The sequence below is a fragment of the Legionella drancourtii LLAP12 genome (genome assembly GCF_000162755.2).
Lineage (GTDB): Bacteria > Pseudomonadota > Gammaproteobacteria > Legionellales > Legionellaceae > Legionella > Legionella drancourtii.
The window spans coordinates 10,324-29,919 of the sequence record NZ_JH413807.1 but is presented as its reverse complement, the minus strand read 5'-3'; the positions used below and the strand labels follow the sequence as shown (position 1 = coordinate 29,919).

The following is a 19,596-nucleotide window of genomic DNA, read 5'->3' as shown; positions in this document are numbered from 1 at the left end:
GAAGCCATCATTAAAATAATGAAGAGAATATTAAAATGAAAAAAACAAAAAGCAATAAAGTAGGATTAAAAAACACACAAAGCATAGATAATTATGAGCAAAGCATTAAAAAACGTCCAAATACTGATTCATCAATACATGAAAACACACCCACAAAAAAAACAAAGGGCATTCTGAGTCTAGCGATGAGTCTATTATGCCTCACAATAGTTCACATTCATCGGCTAGCTATTCACATGAACCAATCAATCACCAATCCTCACAAATCATTTATTTTAATGGTATCCCAGGGATTTTTACACCAATAAATACTTTCCCCAGGTATTCCCAAGAATTATTTACGCAACCTGCATTTCCTTTCCCCACGTACCCCCCAACACTATTTACGCCGCCCGCATTTCCTTTCCCCACATATCCTCCAACGCTATTTACGCAGCCTATATTGCCTTTCCCTACGAACATTCCAACACTATCTCCCCAGCCCTTATATTCTTTACCTGGACAAATACATTCTTCCCCAAGTCAAAGTGAGTATTCCAATCCAATCCTGTCTTCGAGCTCAGGATATAAGAGGGTTTATTCTAGTGCGACCAAAACCATAACATGGCAACCCGTAAACTCATCCCTTCTGGAAAATAGTCAAGCTCTAACCCAAGTTGCGCATACCGATAGTGAAAGCTCAGATTCTGACCATTTTGTTGTTGTAAATACCCCGAACAAGCAAGACATTATTTTTGCTGAAAAAACGTATTTAAAAATTGAATGTATCTTAAATGAAATCGCTACAACAGACTTATTAAAAAAATTATGTCGTAATGCCAAAGGGTATCCTCTAAAGGATTACAGCATTGATAGTATAAATAAAGAAAAATTTATCTTAGCAATTACATCAATTATCGATATGGATAGTGTTGATCTAGTTGAAAATGAGCAATTATCTGTTTCTACAAATACGATTAACAAATATTTAAACCAATTTCAGGAAACAATGGAGTCGATACTACTGCCCAATGAAAATAAAGATAGAAATGAGCTGATAGTTAAGTTTTTCGTCCGTGTTTTTTCTATCAAATTAGTCAATGTCATTAGAGAGTACAACATCTCAATAAGTGATGCACATGATGTCACAGACAAAAAATATTCAGATACCATAGAAAAAATATATAATTATCAACGAACTGTGAATATGCAAAATGACTTATTTATCTTAGAATTTAACCCTAATGCCGGATCTATTATCTCCAATCGTTTTATCATAGATGAATTAAATAATACCCCGAAAGGAAAGAAGAAATCAAATCAGGAAACATGGAATAGCGATAGTGAATTGCATATGTCAATTTTTCCAGCACTTGAAAAATTTATGACAAAAACGACGCAGTTATTTATGAGTAAGCATATAGTGCAACAAATTAATCGTAGATCCTCGGCAACACATTTCAGACCCACGTCCGTAATCGATATATATTATTACCTGGTACAAGAAAAAATTATTAATGAGAATACCCCGCTTAATTTTTTTGATTCATCAATAGGGTGGTTAGATAGATTAACAGCAGCGCTTCTTTGTGCCAAGGGGCAAGCATTTAAGTCATATGTTGGTTTCGATCCTAATCCAAAGGTTATTACAGCCGGGAATCAGCTTGTTGCGGATTTAAAACCAAACTACAACCCTAACTTTAATGTTCAATTGTATCAGGAAGGTATAGAAACAGTTGACTCAAGTGATGTAATAAAAAGAAATGGGGGGTGTTTTTCATTTGCATTTACGTCTCCTCCATTTTTTGCTGCTCAAGAAAAATATGGCATTAATGGCGATAATGAAAAAGCTCAGGTCTGGAAACTTTATACAACATTGGGAGAATATAAGAATAAATTTTTAAGACCATTACTACAAACAAATTTTAATGTCCTTACTGCCGGGGGGGTTTTTGGATTACATTTTAAGGAAGAGAAACTCCTTAAAGAAACATTAGAACTAGTAAACAAAGACATTAATAATGAAAGTATGAAAATGAAAATCTGGCAACAGGGGATTTATTATCCCAAAGGTCAAAAGACATGTACTGAGGCAATATATTTATTCAGACGTCCTAACCGCATAGAAGAGATACCCTATTTAATACCAGATACTTCTTCTGCTGAGCAAGAGATACAACAAAGAGTATCTAGCAGTGCTGGAAGTTCTCTGGCGGAAAATGCTGTTTCTGCTCATAAAAATAAACCAGTAAATACCATTTCTATTTATATTGATAGCAGTACGGACTCTGAAAATAGTGAATCCCAACCGTGCAGTTCTATCGAGGATTATGATGAGTCTTTTACAGAAAAGGACGCTCCTAAATTAGTTTTAAATCAGGCATTAAAACAAAGGACTGTATTGGCACCACAACAAAATAGTTCAGTCAGTGTATCTAACTCAAGAAATGCATTTTTTTCACTGTCAGCTCCCACTCAAAGCAGCACTAATATAAAACCAGCACTACCCTCAACCTTTATAGAATCCGACCACACTCAGGCACTGCGTTGATACTGAGTACTTGAATAGTTTTGGGGCATCTCTATTAGAATAAATTAAAAGAGATGCCCCCGTTTTATTTAAATGGCTGTCCCGGGTACAATACTAAGGCTTTTCTAAAACACTGCAAAACTCTGTCTCATCATCTAACTCTTCTTCTGGTAATACTACTGTTCTAGATTTTTGTTTAGGACTGGCCGGTGCTAGAAATGTCCAATTACTTAGTTCCCCTATTGATAGAGAAGGCAAATTAGTCTTTGCCTTCTCTAATCCCTTTTTTGCCATATTGCTCACATCTGGAGTTACTGACTTAGCACTGATGTATTGCAGGCTATCCAGCATTAGTTGTTGACGTTTCTTATCGTATTTATCCCATGTATTAAATTTTTCTGTTAAATTAGCCGCTAATGTAGGGTTTGTTTTTTCTAATTGCAGAATGAATGAGGCAACTAATTTATATCCCTCACCGGAGGTTGCATGGAAACCATAGGGATTTTTTATAAACGTTCCTAATAATGCATTCACTTTATTGGGATTAGATAAATCAATAGCAGGGTGATGCATCAGTTTTTCAACCTGCTGTACTACATTGGATGAGTGGGCTGAGGCTTGTAAATTAAACCAATAATTAATCGCATTAATATCTTTTTGCCAATAACTATAAAAACGCCCTAATAAATCATCGAGTTGTTTGTAATTTGCATCAGCCAATAATGTTAGTGCAGAAATAGTTTCTGTCATATTATGGCCTAGAGCTTCGTTGAATTGCTCAATCAACGCTTGTTCTGTTGCTTTAGGCTCTACGGTAAGTAAATAAGAATAACAAACTGATTTAAAACGACGATTTCCTGCCGCAGTCATATCAAAAAGTATATGATTCGTTGCGGATTTAGTTTCGAGCGTCATCACAATATTTTGTAAATCAGTTTTTAATTCTTGCGCTAGTGTTTGCTGAATCAAGTGACGTCCCGCAGCAATCTGTTCAAAACTGGCATTAGGCAAGCTGGCAATTAATACTTCTTCTGAAGGTAATGCCAATAGTTCTGCCAAGACCCATGTTTTCAATTCGTTACGACTTAAAAACAGGTTGCGATAAGTAACCATAAACTCAGAACTAAAGGCAATTGTTTTACCTGAACAATAATCGCTGACCATATGTGTAATCAATATTTTTGCCGCATTACACTTATTGTATAGGTCATTATCATACTGCATTAAAAATAATAACTGCTCATTCGTGTAAGCAAAGTCCAGAAGAACTGGAGCAGAGAATCCACGTAATAATGAAGGCATGGGGCATTCTGGAACGTCCACATATTCGCATACCATTTCAGATTGATTGACCATAAACGTCATATCTTTGGCAAACAGGTGTTGGCCGTTTCTATTTAATAGTGCGATATCAATTGGAATGGGTCTTTCTTTGCCGTCTTTTGTTACAAATTTTAATTTATAAATTTTGTTTTCTGGATCATATTCATCGCTGACGGATATTTTAGGAACACCAGACTGAGTGAACCAATTTAAAAAGGGACGAATGTCTTTGCCACATTGTTCACTTAATGAGTCTAAGATATTTTCAAGCGTTACCGCGTTACCCATATTGGCTTTTAAAAAAGTTGCTAATGCTTTATTGAAGGCTTCTTCACCTAAGGTATTCATAATCATACGAAAAATTTCAGCACTTTTTTCATATGCTGCATTGGTGTATAGACTTCGCACGGCGGTATAAGCGTCTGGTCGTGGTGCTTGTCCATCAATGCTTCTCCCTTCAAGCATGCGTTCCAGATCAATGCCAAGTAAGTGCTCAAGAAACAAGGAGGCTCTAAACGTAGTTAAACCTTCTTTGGCTGGTAAATTAAACCAATCACGAATTGTGACAAAATTACCAGTCCAGGTATGAAAATATTCATGTGAAACCACATCGAGTACACGGATGATATCTGTATCTGTTCTACTTTCTGGTGTGGCAAACAAGTTGGCGGTGTTAAATAAATTTAAGCCAGTAGGTTCTGATGCTCCAGATGGGTATTTATTTACTCCTGCAACTTTATATTCAGGAAGAAGACATTCTAAATCAAAACGCTTTTCATCCCACTCCATTGCTGCTTTCAATACTTTTTGAGCAAAAGCCGACTGAGAAACCGCATCTTCAGGGACGTGAAAATTAATATCTATTTTTCGACCTAGTTTCGTTGTATATGAGGTTGGGGCGCAGGTTAATTGGCCTGCAACTATGGCAAAAAGATAGCTGGGCTTAGGAATTGGATCGATCCATGTTGCTGAGTGGGTGTCATTACCGAGATCTTTTTCATCGGTAAGTACGCCATTTGAAAGGAGTGTTGGGTATTGTTTTTTGTTCGCAATAATCGTCGTTTTATAGGTAGCCAGATTATCCGGTCGATCTTTGCAGGGAAATACGCGGCGTAGGCCTTCGGTTTCTGCTTTAACAAGTACGGTTCCCTCAGTTTTATATAAGCCAAATAAATCGGTATTTTCGCCTAAGAGCGTTGTTGCTTCGAGTGTAAATGATTTATCTTGAGGTACTCCTTTAATTATTAATGAATTATCTTTAAGTTGATATTCATCAGCAGTAAGTGGTCGGCCATTAAGTGAAAGGGCGGTTAAGATCATATTTTCAAAGTCTAATTGCAGAGTATTAGATTGAGGATGGGATAGGGGATTAGGCTCAATTTTTAATACGGCCTTTGATTGTACGGTTTCTTTAGTCAGATCTAATTCAAGATCCACGTGTTTTACAAAAAAATCAAGAACCTTATACTCGCTTAACTTATATTCTCCAAGCATAAAAACTCCTTTTTAATGGCATCAAATTCTGGTGCAACAATATAAGATTGAATAGCTTATTTCAACTAACATAGGTGTTTTTTTATCGAGAGCATTCGTTCATTTAGCACCATGCTGATCTTTGGCTTTGATAAACTAGTGTTAGTTGTAACTTGCTTTTAAGCAAGCCTCTTCAAATTGAGCCAGTTTTCTACGTGTGTCGGTGCGGAAAATGCCTTGGCTACATACATACTTATAGATAAAGCCAGAAGCCTGATTATGATGTCGATCAATGAACGATATATTACTTTCATTGTTTAATTGGCTATGTATTTTATTAAAGAAACGTGTTGCTCCAACTTGCCGTTCGGCTGTAGGTTGATTTAGAAATTTAAGCGTTTCATTTAATAAAGCAGAGGTTAGTTGGAGCATGTTGTTTGCTTTATCAATACGCACAGGGTCTTTTGTGTTTTCCTTGAGTAATTCAATGGTTTTATTTTTCAAAATAACTAATGCATCATAAATTTTGAAGTAATTATTGGACTGAAATAATTCCGTTTTTTGGATTTCTAAAATTCGATCGTGAAGTTCTTGCGTGAACGTATTCATATTCTCAATTAAATTATCTTGTTCCTCAACCTGAGGAGATTGTTCCTCGGGCATATTGATTGTTTCATCAGGTGTTGTGTTGGGCGTGTTCGTATTCCCATGGTCAAGTATGGGGTCATTTGATGCATCAAAATACATATTTGAAATAGCTTTAGCAATTGCCAGCATTTCATAATGTACTGATTTTTCGGTATATACTTTGATTGATTTGATTGCGGCTTGACGACATTCTTTGACTTGTTCACCAAGATCTTTGATTTCACCATAAATAGACTCAAGAGCATCTTTAACTTGATTAGGAAATAGCTCTTTTTCTTCTATCTGCATGTTATTATCATTGTCTTCTTGAAGTTGTCTAAACGCTTTTTTTGTGCTTCGTACATCATCTTGAATGAGAATACAGAGTCGATCGAGCACATCAAATATCTTGCAAAAATGAGCAGGGTTATTCACATAAAGATCGCCAAGAAGTTGAATGCTTTTTAGTAAATGCATACATAAATACTGGAGCGAAATGATTTCATGAGCCAGTTTGGCAACTTTTGCCATGATTAGTGAGCGATCGACAAGATGTAATGAGTCAGTAATGATCTCAAATTTTTTGCTGTGTTTATTATAGCGAGTGCTTATAAAATTTCCGCTTTCTTGGAATACCTTACGAATTAGCTTTAACTGCGCATGCATTTTCTCTTGCTCTTTGTGATGGCCAAAAAGTTTTCGGCCTAAGATTTCTTTTGCTTTATTAAGAAAAACAAAAAAATCATTAGGTGAATGCAGATTATTGTCCTGTTGACCTAAGTCGGTATTTTGTGCCCTAAGGTAATAATCAGATAATTTTTTTATCCAATCTTTAAAAATAGACTCAGGGATAAGGATTTTATCATCGGAACGTATTTCAAAGCCTAATACTTCAGAATGAATATAATGTTGACGTAGAATCCCTTCTTTAAGTTCTTCTTGGGCAACTGTATCAGCAAGATCGGTATCTGGATCTTTAATAACCATTTTAACCAGCATGCGAATAAGAATGTCGCTATGATTTACACAACTATCTTTTAATTCTGCTACTGTTTCTTCTAGTGATAATATTTCTTTGTGTTTTTCAAGTTTTTGTTTGGCTTTTAATAAATGAGCATAAACAGGCGCAAGACGGCTAAAATGCTGGCTATTTACACCATTTCGTGATGAATAAGCATTGATAAACTTACAAATTGCATCTAAATAAGCAATATCATAGTCATAACCTAGAAAATTTAGGCATTTGGTATCAAGCATTTGCATTAAATAAGAAAGAACGCCGGCGGTGATGTCGTTTTCCTTAATCGAATTTCCTTTTTTACGGGAAAAATAATATTCCTTTAGCTTTCTGATTGCAGCACGAACGGATTCTCGATAGCTTGATAGGGAAATATCTGTTCCATGCGGTACTTCAGTACCAATATCTTTCACTTGCGCTGGGGTAAAATGCATGGATTGATAGATACCATCAACCAGCTGAAAAATCGGTGGGAAGCCATGAATTTTGCCGTGATGAGGTACTATTATCTGTTTTAAATGAGCTAGATATAGATCATTCACGTTCTTCATTTTTTCTTTATGTACTTTTTCTTGATAGCTTTTATATTCTGAATAAGAGAACAACGCGGCATTAACTGCCAAAACAGCACCGGCCGCAATCATTGCTGGAATTGTGTCCGCACTGGCAAACAAACTAAGAGCACTTGGACTTCCTAATTTGGTTAAATCTAAACTGACAGCCATAACTTACTCTCCTTGTAATAGTACAAAATTGAGTATAGTTGAAAATACAGTACGCGCTTGATTTGGGCATAAGTATATAAATTTGCCCATATATTATGGATTAAAATGGTTCTTTTTGGTTTTTTTTTGATTTATTGTGATTGCAGGTTAAAATGTTCATATGTGGTTTGACCAGAATGCCACTTAAGGCCTTAAATTTTGATAGTCTATAATTGAATAAAGACTATTAGGAATGATCATGTCTGCCTACTCAATGGATTATGAGCATTTGGAACAACGAAGACTACAAGCTCTTGAGTCTTTAAAAATTATGGATACGCTTCCAGAGGAATGCTATGACCGTTTGGTGCATCTTGCTGTTGAATTGCTGAATATCCCCATTTGTTATATTGCTTTTTTAGATGAAAAAAGGCTCTGGTTTAAATCACTCTATGGCTTAAAAGAGAAACAAACTCCACGTTATATTACTTTTTGTAATGAGACGATTAAGAAAAATGAACCCTTAGTGATTAAGGATACTTATTTGGATGAGCGATTTGCCCAAAACCCGTATGTTCAGGAATTCCCCTTTATTCGCTTTTATGCAGGAGTTCCCTTGACGGATCCTGATGGATACAACGTAGGTACTTTTTGTTTGGCCGATACCAGGCCTAAAGATATGGCGCCTAAGCAAATGAGGCTTCTATTAAAATTAGCCAATATTGCTAAAGATCAACTCACTCTTCGCCATGCAAATCAGTTATTGGAAAAAATTAAAAAACAATTGGAGCTGCGTAATAAATTTATTCATAAAACGTTTAGTTTCTATATGTCCGATGAGGTAGTTAGCACTATCCTTGAGTCTCCTTCTCATAAATTGGGTGGTAAAGAAACGAAGATTACTATTTTATTTAGTGACTTAAGAAATTTTACACCCTTATCAGAACAACAGCCTGCAGAACAATTAGTTGCCCTTTTAAATACGTATTTTACTAAAATGGTGCATGTTATTGAAAAACATAAGGGAACTGTTGACTCATTTATTGGTGATGCCATCATGGTGATGTTTGGTGCGCCATATTCTACTGATGATGATTCTTTGCGTGCGATTAATTGTGCTTTAGAAATGCAGCGTGAATTAACGAAATTGAACCGTGCCAATAAAAAACATGGCTTACCACAATTGGAAATGGGGGTAGGAATTAATACCGGAAACGCTGTTGTGGGAAATATTGGTTCCAAAAAACGCATGCAGTACAGTGCTATTGGTTCATCGGTTAATTTATCTTCACGTATCCAGGGCTTAAGCCTTGGTGGGCAAATATTAATTTCTGAGGCAACATACTTGGAGGTTGCTGAAAATATTGAAATTAATGGGCATTTGCGCGTTAAGGTTAAAGGAATTGAATCGCCAATTACTATTTATGATGTGGACAAGGTGAAAAAATAAATATGTAGGCAGGGTTTATAACCTAGCCTACATAATTTTTAATTAGTGTTTCTTAGCAAACACAGAACGTAAATGATTCGTGATTGTATCAATGGCATTACGACAAGCAGGTGTATCTGCTAAATCATTAAGCATCATAAAATCATGAATTGTACCGTGATGGCGAATTCCGGTTACTGGAACCCCCGCGGCATTGAGCTTATGTTCATAAGCTTCACCTTCATCACGTAAGACATCACACTCACCATTAATGACTAATGCTGGTGGTAAGCCCTTTAATTGTTCCGTAGTTGCGTTCAATGGGGAGGCAGTTATTTCCTTTCTTTTTTCTTTGTTAGGTAAATAATTATCCCAGAACCATTGCATTGCTTTTTTAGTAAGCCATGGACCTTCCGCAAATTCTGTATAAGAAGAATTTTCAAAATTAGAGTCGGTCACAGGATATATAAGTACTTGGTAATCAATTCTTGGGCCACCACGTTGTTTGGCCATCAGCGTCATGGCTATAGCCATATTTCCGCCAACGCTATCACCAGCAACAACAAAATGCGATGTATCAAGATTTAGTTGTTTGCCATGCTCAAATACATACTTCATCGCGGCATAACCTTCTTCAATTTGAGTAGGATATTGCGCTTCAGGTGCTAATGTATATTGCACAAAAACTACTGCAGCATGTGCACCTACTGCCAGTTCACGTACTAAACGTCCGTGTGTTTGGTAATCGCCAAAAACCCAGCCAGCACCATGATAGAACATGACTACAGGTAAGGCTTCTTTAGAACCTTTGGGACGTACAATGCGAATGGATACTTCCGCATTAGAATCTCTTTTCACTACGTAGTCCTGAATATCAACGTCAGGCTTATCGTTAGACAAGGTTTGTAGTTTATCAAATATTTTTCTTCCTTCTTGTACAGGAAGATCATAAAGTGGCTTTCCTCCTGCTTTTTTGATTTTTTCTACAAAAGCCCAGGTTTTAGGTTCTATTCGTTTACTTAAGTCCATTTTGTATCCTCATAGTTAAGTTTTAAAAAGCCCAGCAAAAACATCCACCCCATTGCCAAGAAGTATGTTGGCAGTGTGTTGAATGGTGATGATGGGATACTACTCTTGCTGCAGACGTAAATGCTTTTTCTCGATGATAGCCGCCGTAATATTTGACTGGGGACCAAGAGGGGCTTACTGGCGGTATGGGAGGATTGTATTGGGCGAACTTATCACTCGCATGAACAATTTGACCACCAAGCACTGTCATAAGCGAATAAATGTCTTTAATTTCCTCATCCGGGATTTGAAAGAAGTTTTTCGAGAGTACGGCAAAATCTGCTAATTGATTCGGAAGAAAAGATCCCTTGGTGTCTGCCTCATTGGAAAACCATGCACTACCGTGAGTGTAAAGCGCCAATGCTTTTTCTCTGGAAATGATATTGTCTTCATTGTATAAGGACAAACCACCGATGGTTTTTCCTGTAGCTAACCAATAAAGGCAAAGCCAAGGATTGTAACTCGAAACTCGTGTTGCATCTGTTCCCATACCTACGGGAATTCCTGCGGCAAGTATTTTATTAATTGGTGGCGTGTGCAAAGTTTTGTCTTTACCGTAGCGATCACTAAAATACTCACCTTGAAATGCCATTCTGTTTTGAATGGCAATTCCGCCACCTAGTTTTTTTACCCGCTCAATTGATTGATCCGAAATTGTTTCTGCATGGTCAAAAAACCAATGTAATCCATTAAATGGGATTTCTGCATTGACTTGTTCATAGACTGTTAATGCGCGAGAAATTGATTCATCGTAGGTTGCATGCAATCTAAATGGCCATTTATTTTCCGCTAAGACTTGTACTACAGGTTTTAGTTGCTCTTCCATTACTGAGGGTAAATCTGGCCGAGGTTGTAAAAAATCTTCGAAATCAGCGGCTGAAAAAACAAGCATTTCGCCCGCGCCATTATGGCGATAATACTCATTACCTTGTTGGTATTTTGATGTTTTGGTCCAATTGCTAAAATCATCGAGCTCATGACCTGGTTTTTGCGTAAATAAATTATAAGCAATACGTACTGTTAATTGATGTTCTTTATTAAGCGCATCAATTACCTCATAGTCGTCTGGATAATTTTGAAAGCCGCCACCTGCATCAATTACACTGGTGATGCCAAGGCTATTTAATTCACGCATAAAATGTAATGTTGAATTAATTTGATCGGTTCGTGCAAGTTTTGGTCCTTGGGCCAGAGCTGAGTAGAGAATGATTGCATTAGGATGAGCAATCAACATGCCGGTTGGATTGCCCTCTTTATCGCGCTGAATCATGGTTCCTGGCATTTCTTTCGTATTTTTATCATAGCCAATTGCATTTAATGCGGCTCGATTAAGTAGCGCGCGATCATAAAGATGCAAAATAAAAACAGGCGTATCTTTTGAAACAGCATTGATTTCATCTAGTGTAGGCATTCTACGTTCTTTGAATTGAAATTCAGTCCAACCACCAACAACCCGAACCCATTGTGGGGCAGGGGTACGTGCGGCTTGCTCTTTTAACATGTATAATGCGTCACTAAGACTAGGAACACCATCCCAGCGTAATTCCATATTAAAATTCAAACCACCGCGAATCAGGTGAATATGCGAGTCATTTAATCCAGGAATAACCGTTTTTTTATGCAAATCAATAAGTTGCGTCGTTGACGTTTTTAATTTCATGATTTCTTCATCAGAACCGAAATGCACAAAACGATGGTCGTTAATGGCAGCCGCAGTCACATTGTCTTTATTAATACCTGGACCTTTAAAATTGCCATTGTAATAAATTGAATCCATTGCAGGCCTCCTAAATTATCTGGAGATAAGCTAAATTCTGAAACCTAATCCCTAGGCTAAGGTTCCTTCTTTACTTAGGCTATATACTTATTTAATTAGTTTACCGTTCCACTCGCCGCGTGGTTTTTGCTTATGAAGCATGGTATAGGCATAATCAACGCCCATACCGTAAGCACCACTATGATCTTTAACAATTTGCATGACACTGTCATAGGTTTCTTTTCTTGCCCAATCACGTTGCCACTCCAGCAATACTTGTTGCCAAGTTAAAGGAACAACACCAGCTTGTTGCATACGCTCCATTGAGGCGCTCTGCGCGAGTTCACTGGTTGCACCGCAAGCATCTTCAACCACATAGAGTTCATAATTATCTTGCATCGCCGAGAAAGCACACATATTGATACAGACCTCAGTCCATAAACCGGCAAGAATTAATTTTTTTCGACCCGTTGCATGAATATGTTCTCTAACACTTTGCGAATCCCATGAGTTCATGCTGGTACGTTCGATAATTTCATTTTTAGGAAAGACATCCAATAACTCAGGAAAAATGTAGCCACTAAAACTTTCAGTTTCTACAGAGGTATAAATTGTTGGGATTTGAAAAAGTTTTGCAGATTTTGCAAGGGCGACCGCATTATTTTTTAAAGTTTGCCTATCGATACTTACGACACCGAAGGCCATTTGTGGTTGATAATCAATCATTAATAAAACAGAGTTTTTGGGTGTCAATAACTCAATTTTCTTGTCCATAATAACCCTTACTTGTAATGTATTTATGCAGTCCGTTATAATTGAATATAACAATTATAGACTATAGGTTTTATTTTGATCAAAATAAAACGTGCATTACTTAAACGCATCAAGGATCTAGGTAAATGGTGGGTGCAAAAGATAATAATATAGTTATAATCGGTTTATCCGTTTATACGGCTGAATGATTAAATTAATTATTTTGCAAGGAATAGCAAATGAAAAAAATTGGGATTAGCGCATTTATTTTCTTCCTGTTAGCAAACTGTACAATTAATGCAGCTCAAACTGCTGGTTTTGCTGTCGGGCCTCAATATGATACAACACATGTATATGTCGCTCCGGAAGATTTTGATCGTTTTGTTGCCAGTTTTACTGCAACTTTTGGCGGTAAGACCTCAAAACAAGGGGTTTTCCAAGTAACACCAACACCAAGCCAAACCATGTCTCAGCTTGCCTTAACACCTGCGGGTACCGTTTCTATATTTGGATTTAAAACGCCAATTCCTTATCCCTTTGGACTTGAACGGACAGGGTATTTGGTCAATGATTTTGATAAAGCTATTTCTGCGGCTCGTTCTGCAGGCGCCGATGTTATTGTTGCTCCATTTCCTGATCCAATAGGTCGTGACGCCATTATCCAGTGGCCAGGTGGGGTTAATATGCAAATTTATTGGCATACTACAGCACCTTCTTATGAGCCATTAGCGACAATTCCGGAAAATCGGGTGTATGTCTCACAAGATCGTGCCAATGTCTTTATTCAACGTTTCGCAAGTTTTGCTCGCGGAAAAGTTACTTCTGATACGCCCAAAGCACCTGGCGCCGAAATTGGTCAACCCGGTACCACGTACAGACGCGTTGCGATTGAATCTGGTTTTGGAAAAATGTTGGTGATCGTCACTAATGGGCATTTAACCTGGCCTTACGGACGAGAGCTTACTGGTTATGAAGTTTCTAATTTGAATGAAACACTTGAAAAAGGAAAAGCAGCTGGTGTCAACGTGCTTGTTGCACCGTTTGTTTCTGGAGAGCGTACTTCAGCAATGGTGCAGTTTCCAGGTGGCTATATTGCAGAAATTCATGAGCATGCAAAAAAAATGCAACACTAAATCTGGATGAGCACAAAAGCAGTACTATTCGGCACTATGTTGTTTCATGCGTTAGTTGTAACTGGTGCCCAGACCAAACAGGCTTCGACACCACCGAAACGTCCTTCTATTATGTTTAATCGGTGGCAAGAAGACTGGGCGGTTTTGGCTAATCCTAATGTTCCTCGAGAACCCTTTGATGAACTTAAATACATACCGTTATCAAAAACCAATCCCCAAACTTATCTTTCTTTGGGAGTTAATCTTCGTGAACGCTTTGAAAGTAATGATGCGGTAAATTTTGATGTGGGCAATAGTGTGCCCCAATCTTATGTGATCAGTCGCTTTGAAACTCATGCTGATTTACATGTTGCTAATCAATTGCAAACCTTTGTGCAATTGCAAAGTGATTTTGCTCCGTGGAAAACCATCATTACACCTGTTGATCAAAATCGATTGGATTTGGAGCAGGCATTTGCAACTCTTGTTGAGCCTATAGGTATGGGTACTTTTAAGTTTCGGCTAGGACGGCAGCAATTTGCTTTCGACTTACAACGTTTTATTTCAGTGCGCGATGGCCCCAACGTACGACAATCTTATGATGCTATTTGGAGTGATTATGAAAATGGCGCATGGCGTTATATTTCATTTTATAGTCGTCCCGTAGTAACGCTCAATGTGCGGGCTTTTGATGATTACAGCAGTAGTCATTACACGTACAGTGGTTTTCGTGTGGAGCGGAAAGTCAGTGGATTTGGCAAAATCAACGCTTACATCTCACATTTTAAACATGATAATGTACGCTATCTTTTTGTATTGGGAAATGAACGCCGTAATATTCTCGATGTACGCTTTGTTGGAAAAGGAACTGCATTAGACTGGGATCTGGAACTTATGGGGCAAGAGGGGAGCATTGCTAATAAGAAAATCCGTGCCTGGGCATTAGGATCTTTATCAGGGTATACCTTTAAAAGCCTTGTTTGGCAGCCACGAATAGGAATGCAAATCGATGCAGCATCAGGTAATCGAGATCGATATGGAACTACCTTGAGTACGTTTAATCCACTTTTTCCGAATGGTTATTACATAACTTTGGCAGGTTATACGGGCTACACAAACTTTATCCATGTGAAACCATCACTAACCTTAAAACCCAACCCATCACTCACCGCCATGATTGCTGTAGCAGCCTTATGGCGGGAGACAACGGCTGATGCGGTCTATACTCAGCCTATTATACCGGTTTCTGGTACTGCAGGAGAAGGAGGGCGGTTTACTGGGAATTATTATCAAATTCGATTTGATTGGTTAATGTCTTATCATTTTACCAGCGCACTTGAAGCGGTGCATTTTGATGTGGCTGAGGCTCTGCATGCTGTTGGCGGTCGAGATTCGGATTATGTCGGTGTGGAAATTAAGTTTGGTTGGTAGGGGCTGGTAATTTTTCAGGTAGTGAACGTGTAAAAGCTGGCTCAGCTCGAATGAAGAAAGGTAAGGCCTTACTCGACCTCGCGCTAACTTAATGGCCGCGTGAGGTCAATTTATGTGTTATTGAGGATTGGGGGTAATAATATCAAATGAAGGATTAAAGGTTGCAAACATACCTAATAAATCGGTAAATTTGTTTTTATCCCCTTCGATTTTCACGGTTCCTTTTTGTAACTCATTATCCAGCGTGGTTTGCTTTAAATTAATTGCATCTAATACATCGCGTGACAATGAAATACTCACATCGGCATTATCTAGTTTCTTATTAGCGGTATAAATCAGTACTGAATTTTGTAATTTAATCGCATATTGTTCCTTTTTATCAGTAAGATTTAAGTTCATGCTAATTTTTTTTCCTTGTGCTTTTTGGCTATCCAAGCGCATTCCTAAAAAATCCAGATACATTTCCATTGGCATCGCACGAATAGTATCAGGAGACGCTGTGGCCGCGCGATTTATGGCAAGTACCCCATTTCTTAACTCATAAGCACCCATTAAATATTCATTACGCCAGGTTGGGTTTTCAGCTTGATAGCCTAATTGTTCAAAGGCATCTGCCTCAAGGTTTCGCGCTTTTTGATTTTTAGGATCTGCAAACACGACATGATTCATTACTTCAGCGACCCAGCGGTAATCGCCTTGATTATAGGCCTCGGTGGCCTTTTTAATCACCGCATCGGCTCCGCCCATATATTCCACATATTTTCTACTGGATTCAGCAGGCATAATCGGATCAAGATGTGCAGGGTTTGAATCATACCAACCAAGATAACGCTGATAGACTGCTTTCGCATCATGACTTGCAGAACCATAATAGCCACGGTTATACCACTTATTTGTAAGTTCGGGTGGTAACTGGAGCATATTGCCAATTTCCGTCATGGTATATCCCTGATTTAGCATGCGTAATGACTGATCATGAATAAATTTATATAAATCACGTTGGTTTTCCATGTAATCAACAATGCGCTTATTATCCCACATTGGCCAATGATGCTGGGCAAATACAACATCGGTCTTATCACCAAATAACTCTATAGTTTGGTTCAATGTTTTCCACCAGGCCGCGGCATCCCTTACTTGCGCACCGCGTAAAGTATAGAGATTATGCATCGTGTGTGTTGCATCTTCTGCCGTGCATAATGCTTTAAATTGGGGGAAATACATGAGCATTTCTGCGGGGGCCTCAGTGTGAGGTGCCATTTGAAAGACAATGTCGATGCCATCAATATTCTTGGTTTCACCCGTTTGACTGATTTCATCCGTTGGCGGAATTAGAGTGACAGTGCCAAGCGACGTTGCTTTACCTAAACCTGCGTCTACTTGACCTTTATCATTACGAGGAAGTAGGGGACCATACATATACAAACTACGACGGCTCATGGCATTACCTGCATACACATTTTCACTAACCGCTTCGTGTAAAAAATCTTTAGGCGCATAAATTTTAACTTTGCCACTAGTCACATCGGCTTCGTTGACCACACCTTTAACACCGCCATAGTGATCCACATGACTGTGTGTGTAAATCACGGCAACAATAGGTTTTTGGGGACGGTATTTAAAATATAATTCTAAAGCTGCTTTAGCTGTTTCCATACTTATCAAGGGATCGATGATAATTAATCCCGTATTGCCCTCGATAATATCCATATTTGATAGATCAAAACCACGTACCTGATAAATTCTATCTGTTATTTTATAGAGACCATTATTTTTATTAATATTAGCTATACGCCACAAACTGGGATTGACCGAAGGAGGGGCTTTTTCATCATTAATGAAATTATAGGAGCTGAAGTCCCATACAATATGGCCATCCGTAGAATTTTTAATGGATTGTCCATTAGTATTTCCAATAAAACCGCGCCTGGCATCGCTAAAGTCTTGCTTGTCTGCAAAAGGTAATGATTGGGCCATTGTGGCATTTTTCTGTAGTGTGCTTGCAGTAGGGGCCTTCGCTTCATCAAGCGCATCTGCGGCGAAATTGCTTGATGAAACTAGCAGCGTTGATGATAAAATAATAAATTGATAATGATTGCGCATTTGAATTCCCTTTCATAAAAAATCATTATGGCATATTAATATTTGTCTCACAATTTAGTTAGAATCAAGTACTATAGCGTGCTGTTAAGGTCTGAATTATATCATTTGACACGCTACCTGTTGTGGTGCCTGATGAGATGGGTGAGAGGAATAATTTACTTTAGGCGCAAAAAACGTTCCCGTTTTTGAATTCACTATATTAGATTCTGGGACAACGGCTAACATTGCTTTAGGTTGAGAATGATAACCTAAGGAATCCAAAACTTTGGATGTCGTGTTTCCTGTGAGTTCCTCATCGACTACTGCATTTTTATCATTAGATGCTACTGAAACAATTCCCTGTTGTTTAAAACGATATAAGTTTGCTAAAACAATAGTGGATTCAAGTACCATCAATGCAACACCAAGTGCTGGATTAAGAGTAAAGCCTAGGGCAACAAACAATCCGGCTGCCACTAAAGTAATCATTGAGTTATAGGTTAAACTCACAAATAAATTTTGGAAAATATTTTGTTTGGTTTTTTTTGCTACATCAAACGCGGTTGCAATAGGAAATAACAAGCCTTGTTGTACCACAATGCCTGCGTGCTGTTCTGTGATGAGATCACCAATGCTTGATTTAACGGCAATACCTATATCTGAATATTTAATCGCAGTGAGATCATTGATCGCATCACCTACCATTGCCACTTTCAGCCCTTTGAGTTGTAGCTTTTGAATATAACTTGTTTTAGATACTTCACCGGTTTTAGTGGTAGCCCCCACTGTATTAGCACAAATATTCTCTTTAGAAATACCCAATAATGCGGCATATTTTTCTGCGGATGCTTGATCTGCTCCCGTACAAATATGTACTGTTTTACCAAGACGCTTTAATTGATTAACCGTTGCAATCGCATCTTGACGCAAAGGGTCGGTTAAGGCAATTTGCCCTATTACTGTTGTTCCACGTACGATATAAACTGAGCCATTTTCGGGATCATCATAAGGCTTTTCAATGTCTGCAATGCCATTCGCCAACAGCATATTTTTATTGCCTATTATGAATGCCTCGCCGTTAATTATGCCTTGTATGCCACAGTGATGACTTTTATCTATAGATGTTATTTCTAATGGTTCGTTGGAAATAATACTTTTCTCTTGTATATAAGACTTAATAATTTTTGCCACTGGATGATCGGATTGACTTTCTAATAATGCGATATGACTCAAAATTTTTTCATCGCTAATACGTAAAGCATCTACTGCAATTTTTCCTTGAGTAAGGGTGCCATTTAAATCAAAAACAACGGCATCAATATCAGCTGCCGCTTGTAATTCTTTGCCATTATTAAAATGAATCCCATTTTCAGATGCTTTTTTCATGCCAATTTTAACCGCCATGGGCGTAATTAAACTCAATGCACATGGACATGCGCTTACAAGGACAGATACAACACATTGAATTGCAAGTGCAGGGCTAAACAATACACTTATAGCAATGCCTGATACTAGAGCTACAGCAAGCAAGCTGGGAATAAAGTATTTCAATACCTTATTTGCAAATAGTTCAACAGGAGCTTTTTCGTCATTCGCTTTATTGATATTTTTTGCAATTAACGATAAATAAGAGTTTTGATACGTTTTTGTAACACGCATTTCTAACGAGGGAATATGATCGGCTAAACGCATACCTGCTTGCACAATATCGCCTGGTTTAAATTTTTTGAGATAAGGTGAGCCATCAACTCGAGTGGTGTAAAGTAGTGCTGTTTGTGTTAAGACCCCATCAACTGGAATGACCTTTCCCTTATTAATGATAATAATATCGTTAGGAATTAATTTTTTAACGGAAATTTCTTGATTGGGATTACCTTTTAATAGGGTAGATGGTGGCACACAATCGCGTACATCTAATTTTTTAGTGATTTTGCCTACTAGGGTATGTTCAATTCCCTCACCTAAATGCCAAAATCCTAAAACTAAAGGAGCTGCCTCAAACATCATAGGCAATCCGGGGACAAACATGCTTACAATAGACACGCCCACAATGGTCAACGTGCTAATCGCATATAAAGTGGTGGTATCCCATTTTTTTTCACGTAACGTATTCCATGCCGATTGATAAACAGTACTTCCCAAATAAAATGTCATCAATGTAGTAAGCCCGGTGATGACATAGTAGGCGATCATAGGAATGTTAAAACTTGCAATAGAAAGAATGAGCAAGCCTACTCCCCAAATCAAACCTAATGTAGCTTTTAGCCAGTGATTATCATGCCCATGACTGTGTTCATGGCCGTGGTCATGA

At 38.0% G+C, this 19,596-nt stretch carries 12 protein-coding genes; 5 read left to right on the top strand and 7 right to left on the bottom strand.

The annotated features are described in order from the left end of the window. Positions 1–35: 35 nt before the first annotated feature. Together LDG_RS19255 and LDG_RS04035 are read left to right on the top strand one after the other, a co-directional pair. Positions 36–308 (top strand): hypothetical protein, encoded by a 273-nt coding sequence (locus LDG_RS19255; protein WP_148263502.1) that lies wholly within the window; start codon positions 36–38, stop codon positions 306–308. A 593-nt stretch (positions 309–901) separates the two neighbouring features. Then, complete coding sequence (locus tag LDG_RS04035; protein WP_148263501.1) at positions 902–2,530, top strand: hypothetical protein; 1,629 nt, start codon at positions 902–904, stop codon at positions 2,528–2,530. 93 nt (positions 2,531–2,623) lie between these two features. Here LDG_RS04035 and LDG_RS04030 read toward each other — a convergent pair whose 3' ends face one another. Both LDG_RS04030 and LDG_RS04025 read right to left on the bottom strand, forming a co-directional pair. Continuing rightward, entirely contained in the window at positions 2,624–5,326 is a 2,703-nt protein-coding gene (locus LDG_RS04030; protein WP_006869874.1) for a DUF3458 domain-containing protein, read from the bottom strand. Positions 5,327–5,467: 141 nt separating this feature from the next. Beyond that, on the bottom strand, positions 5,468–7,675 hold the full coding sequence (locus LDG_RS04025; RefSeq protein ID WP_006869873.1) for a hypothetical protein: 2,208 nt from the start codon (positions 7,673–7,675) through the stop codon (positions 5,468–5,470). Between the two features lie 238 nt (positions 7,676–7,913). On the opposite strand from LDG_RS04025, the gene LDG_RS04020 reads away from it, so the two are divergent. Next, positions 7,914–9,104 carry an adenylate/guanylate cyclase domain-containing protein gene (locus tag LDG_RS04020; RefSeq protein WP_006869872.1) on the top strand — a complete coding sequence of 397 codons (1,191 nt, stop codon included), beginning with the start codon at positions 7,914–7,916 and terminating at the stop codon, positions 9,102–9,104. A gap of 42 nt (positions 9,105–9,146) precedes the next feature. Here LDG_RS04020 and LDG_RS04015 read toward each other — a convergent pair whose 3' ends face one another. The 3 genes from LDG_RS04015 to LDG_RS04005 all read right to left on the bottom strand — a co-directional run bounded on the left by LDG_RS04015 (position 9,147) and on the right by LDG_RS04005 (position 12,681). Next, a complete protein-coding gene (locus LDG_RS04015; RefSeq protein WP_006869871.1) occupies positions 9,147–10,112 on the bottom strand; it encodes an alpha/beta hydrolase in 966 nt (321 codons plus the stop codon). Positions 10,113–10,134: 22 nt separating this feature from the next. Further along, positions 10,135–11,928, bottom strand: coding sequence for an amidohydrolase (locus LDG_RS04010; RefSeq protein ID WP_006869870.1), 1,794 nt, complete (start codon positions 11,926–11,928; stop codon positions 10,135–10,137). 87 nt (positions 11,929–12,015) lie between these two features. Continuing rightward, a complete protein-coding gene (locus tag LDG_RS04005; RefSeq protein WP_006869869.1) occupies positions 12,016–12,681 on the bottom strand; it encodes a hydrolase in 666 nt (221 codons plus the stop codon). A gap of 218 nt (positions 12,682–12,899) precedes the next feature. Between LDG_RS04005 and LDG_RS04000 the strand changes: the two genes are divergently transcribed. Both LDG_RS04000 and LDG_RS03995 read left to right on the top strand, forming a co-directional pair. Continuing rightward, complete coding sequence (locus LDG_RS04000; protein ID WP_006869868.1) at positions 12,900–13,793, top strand: VOC family protein; 894 nt, start codon at positions 12,900–12,902, stop codon at positions 13,791–13,793. 6 nt (positions 13,794–13,799) lie between these two features. Beyond that, positions 13,800–15,203: an alginate export family protein gene (locus LDG_RS03995; protein ID WP_199484649.1), complete on the top strand. Its 1,404-nt coding sequence runs from the start codon at positions 13,800–13,802 to the stop codon at positions 15,201–15,203. A 117-nt stretch (positions 15,204–15,320) separates the two neighbouring features. Here LDG_RS03995 and LDG_RS03990 read toward each other — a convergent pair whose 3' ends face one another. Together LDG_RS03990 and LDG_RS03985 are read right to left on the bottom strand one after the other, a co-directional pair. Further along, complete coding sequence (locus LDG_RS03990; protein WP_006869866.1) at positions 15,321–17,306, bottom strand: alkyl/aryl-sulfatase; 1,986 nt, start codon at positions 17,304–17,306, stop codon at positions 15,321–15,323. A 96-nt stretch (positions 17,307–17,402) separates the two neighbouring features. After that, positions 17,403–19,596 (bottom strand): heavy metal translocating P-type ATPase (locus tag LDG_RS03985; protein ID WP_083821380.1); only part of this gene is annotated, 2,194 nt, incomplete at its 5' end.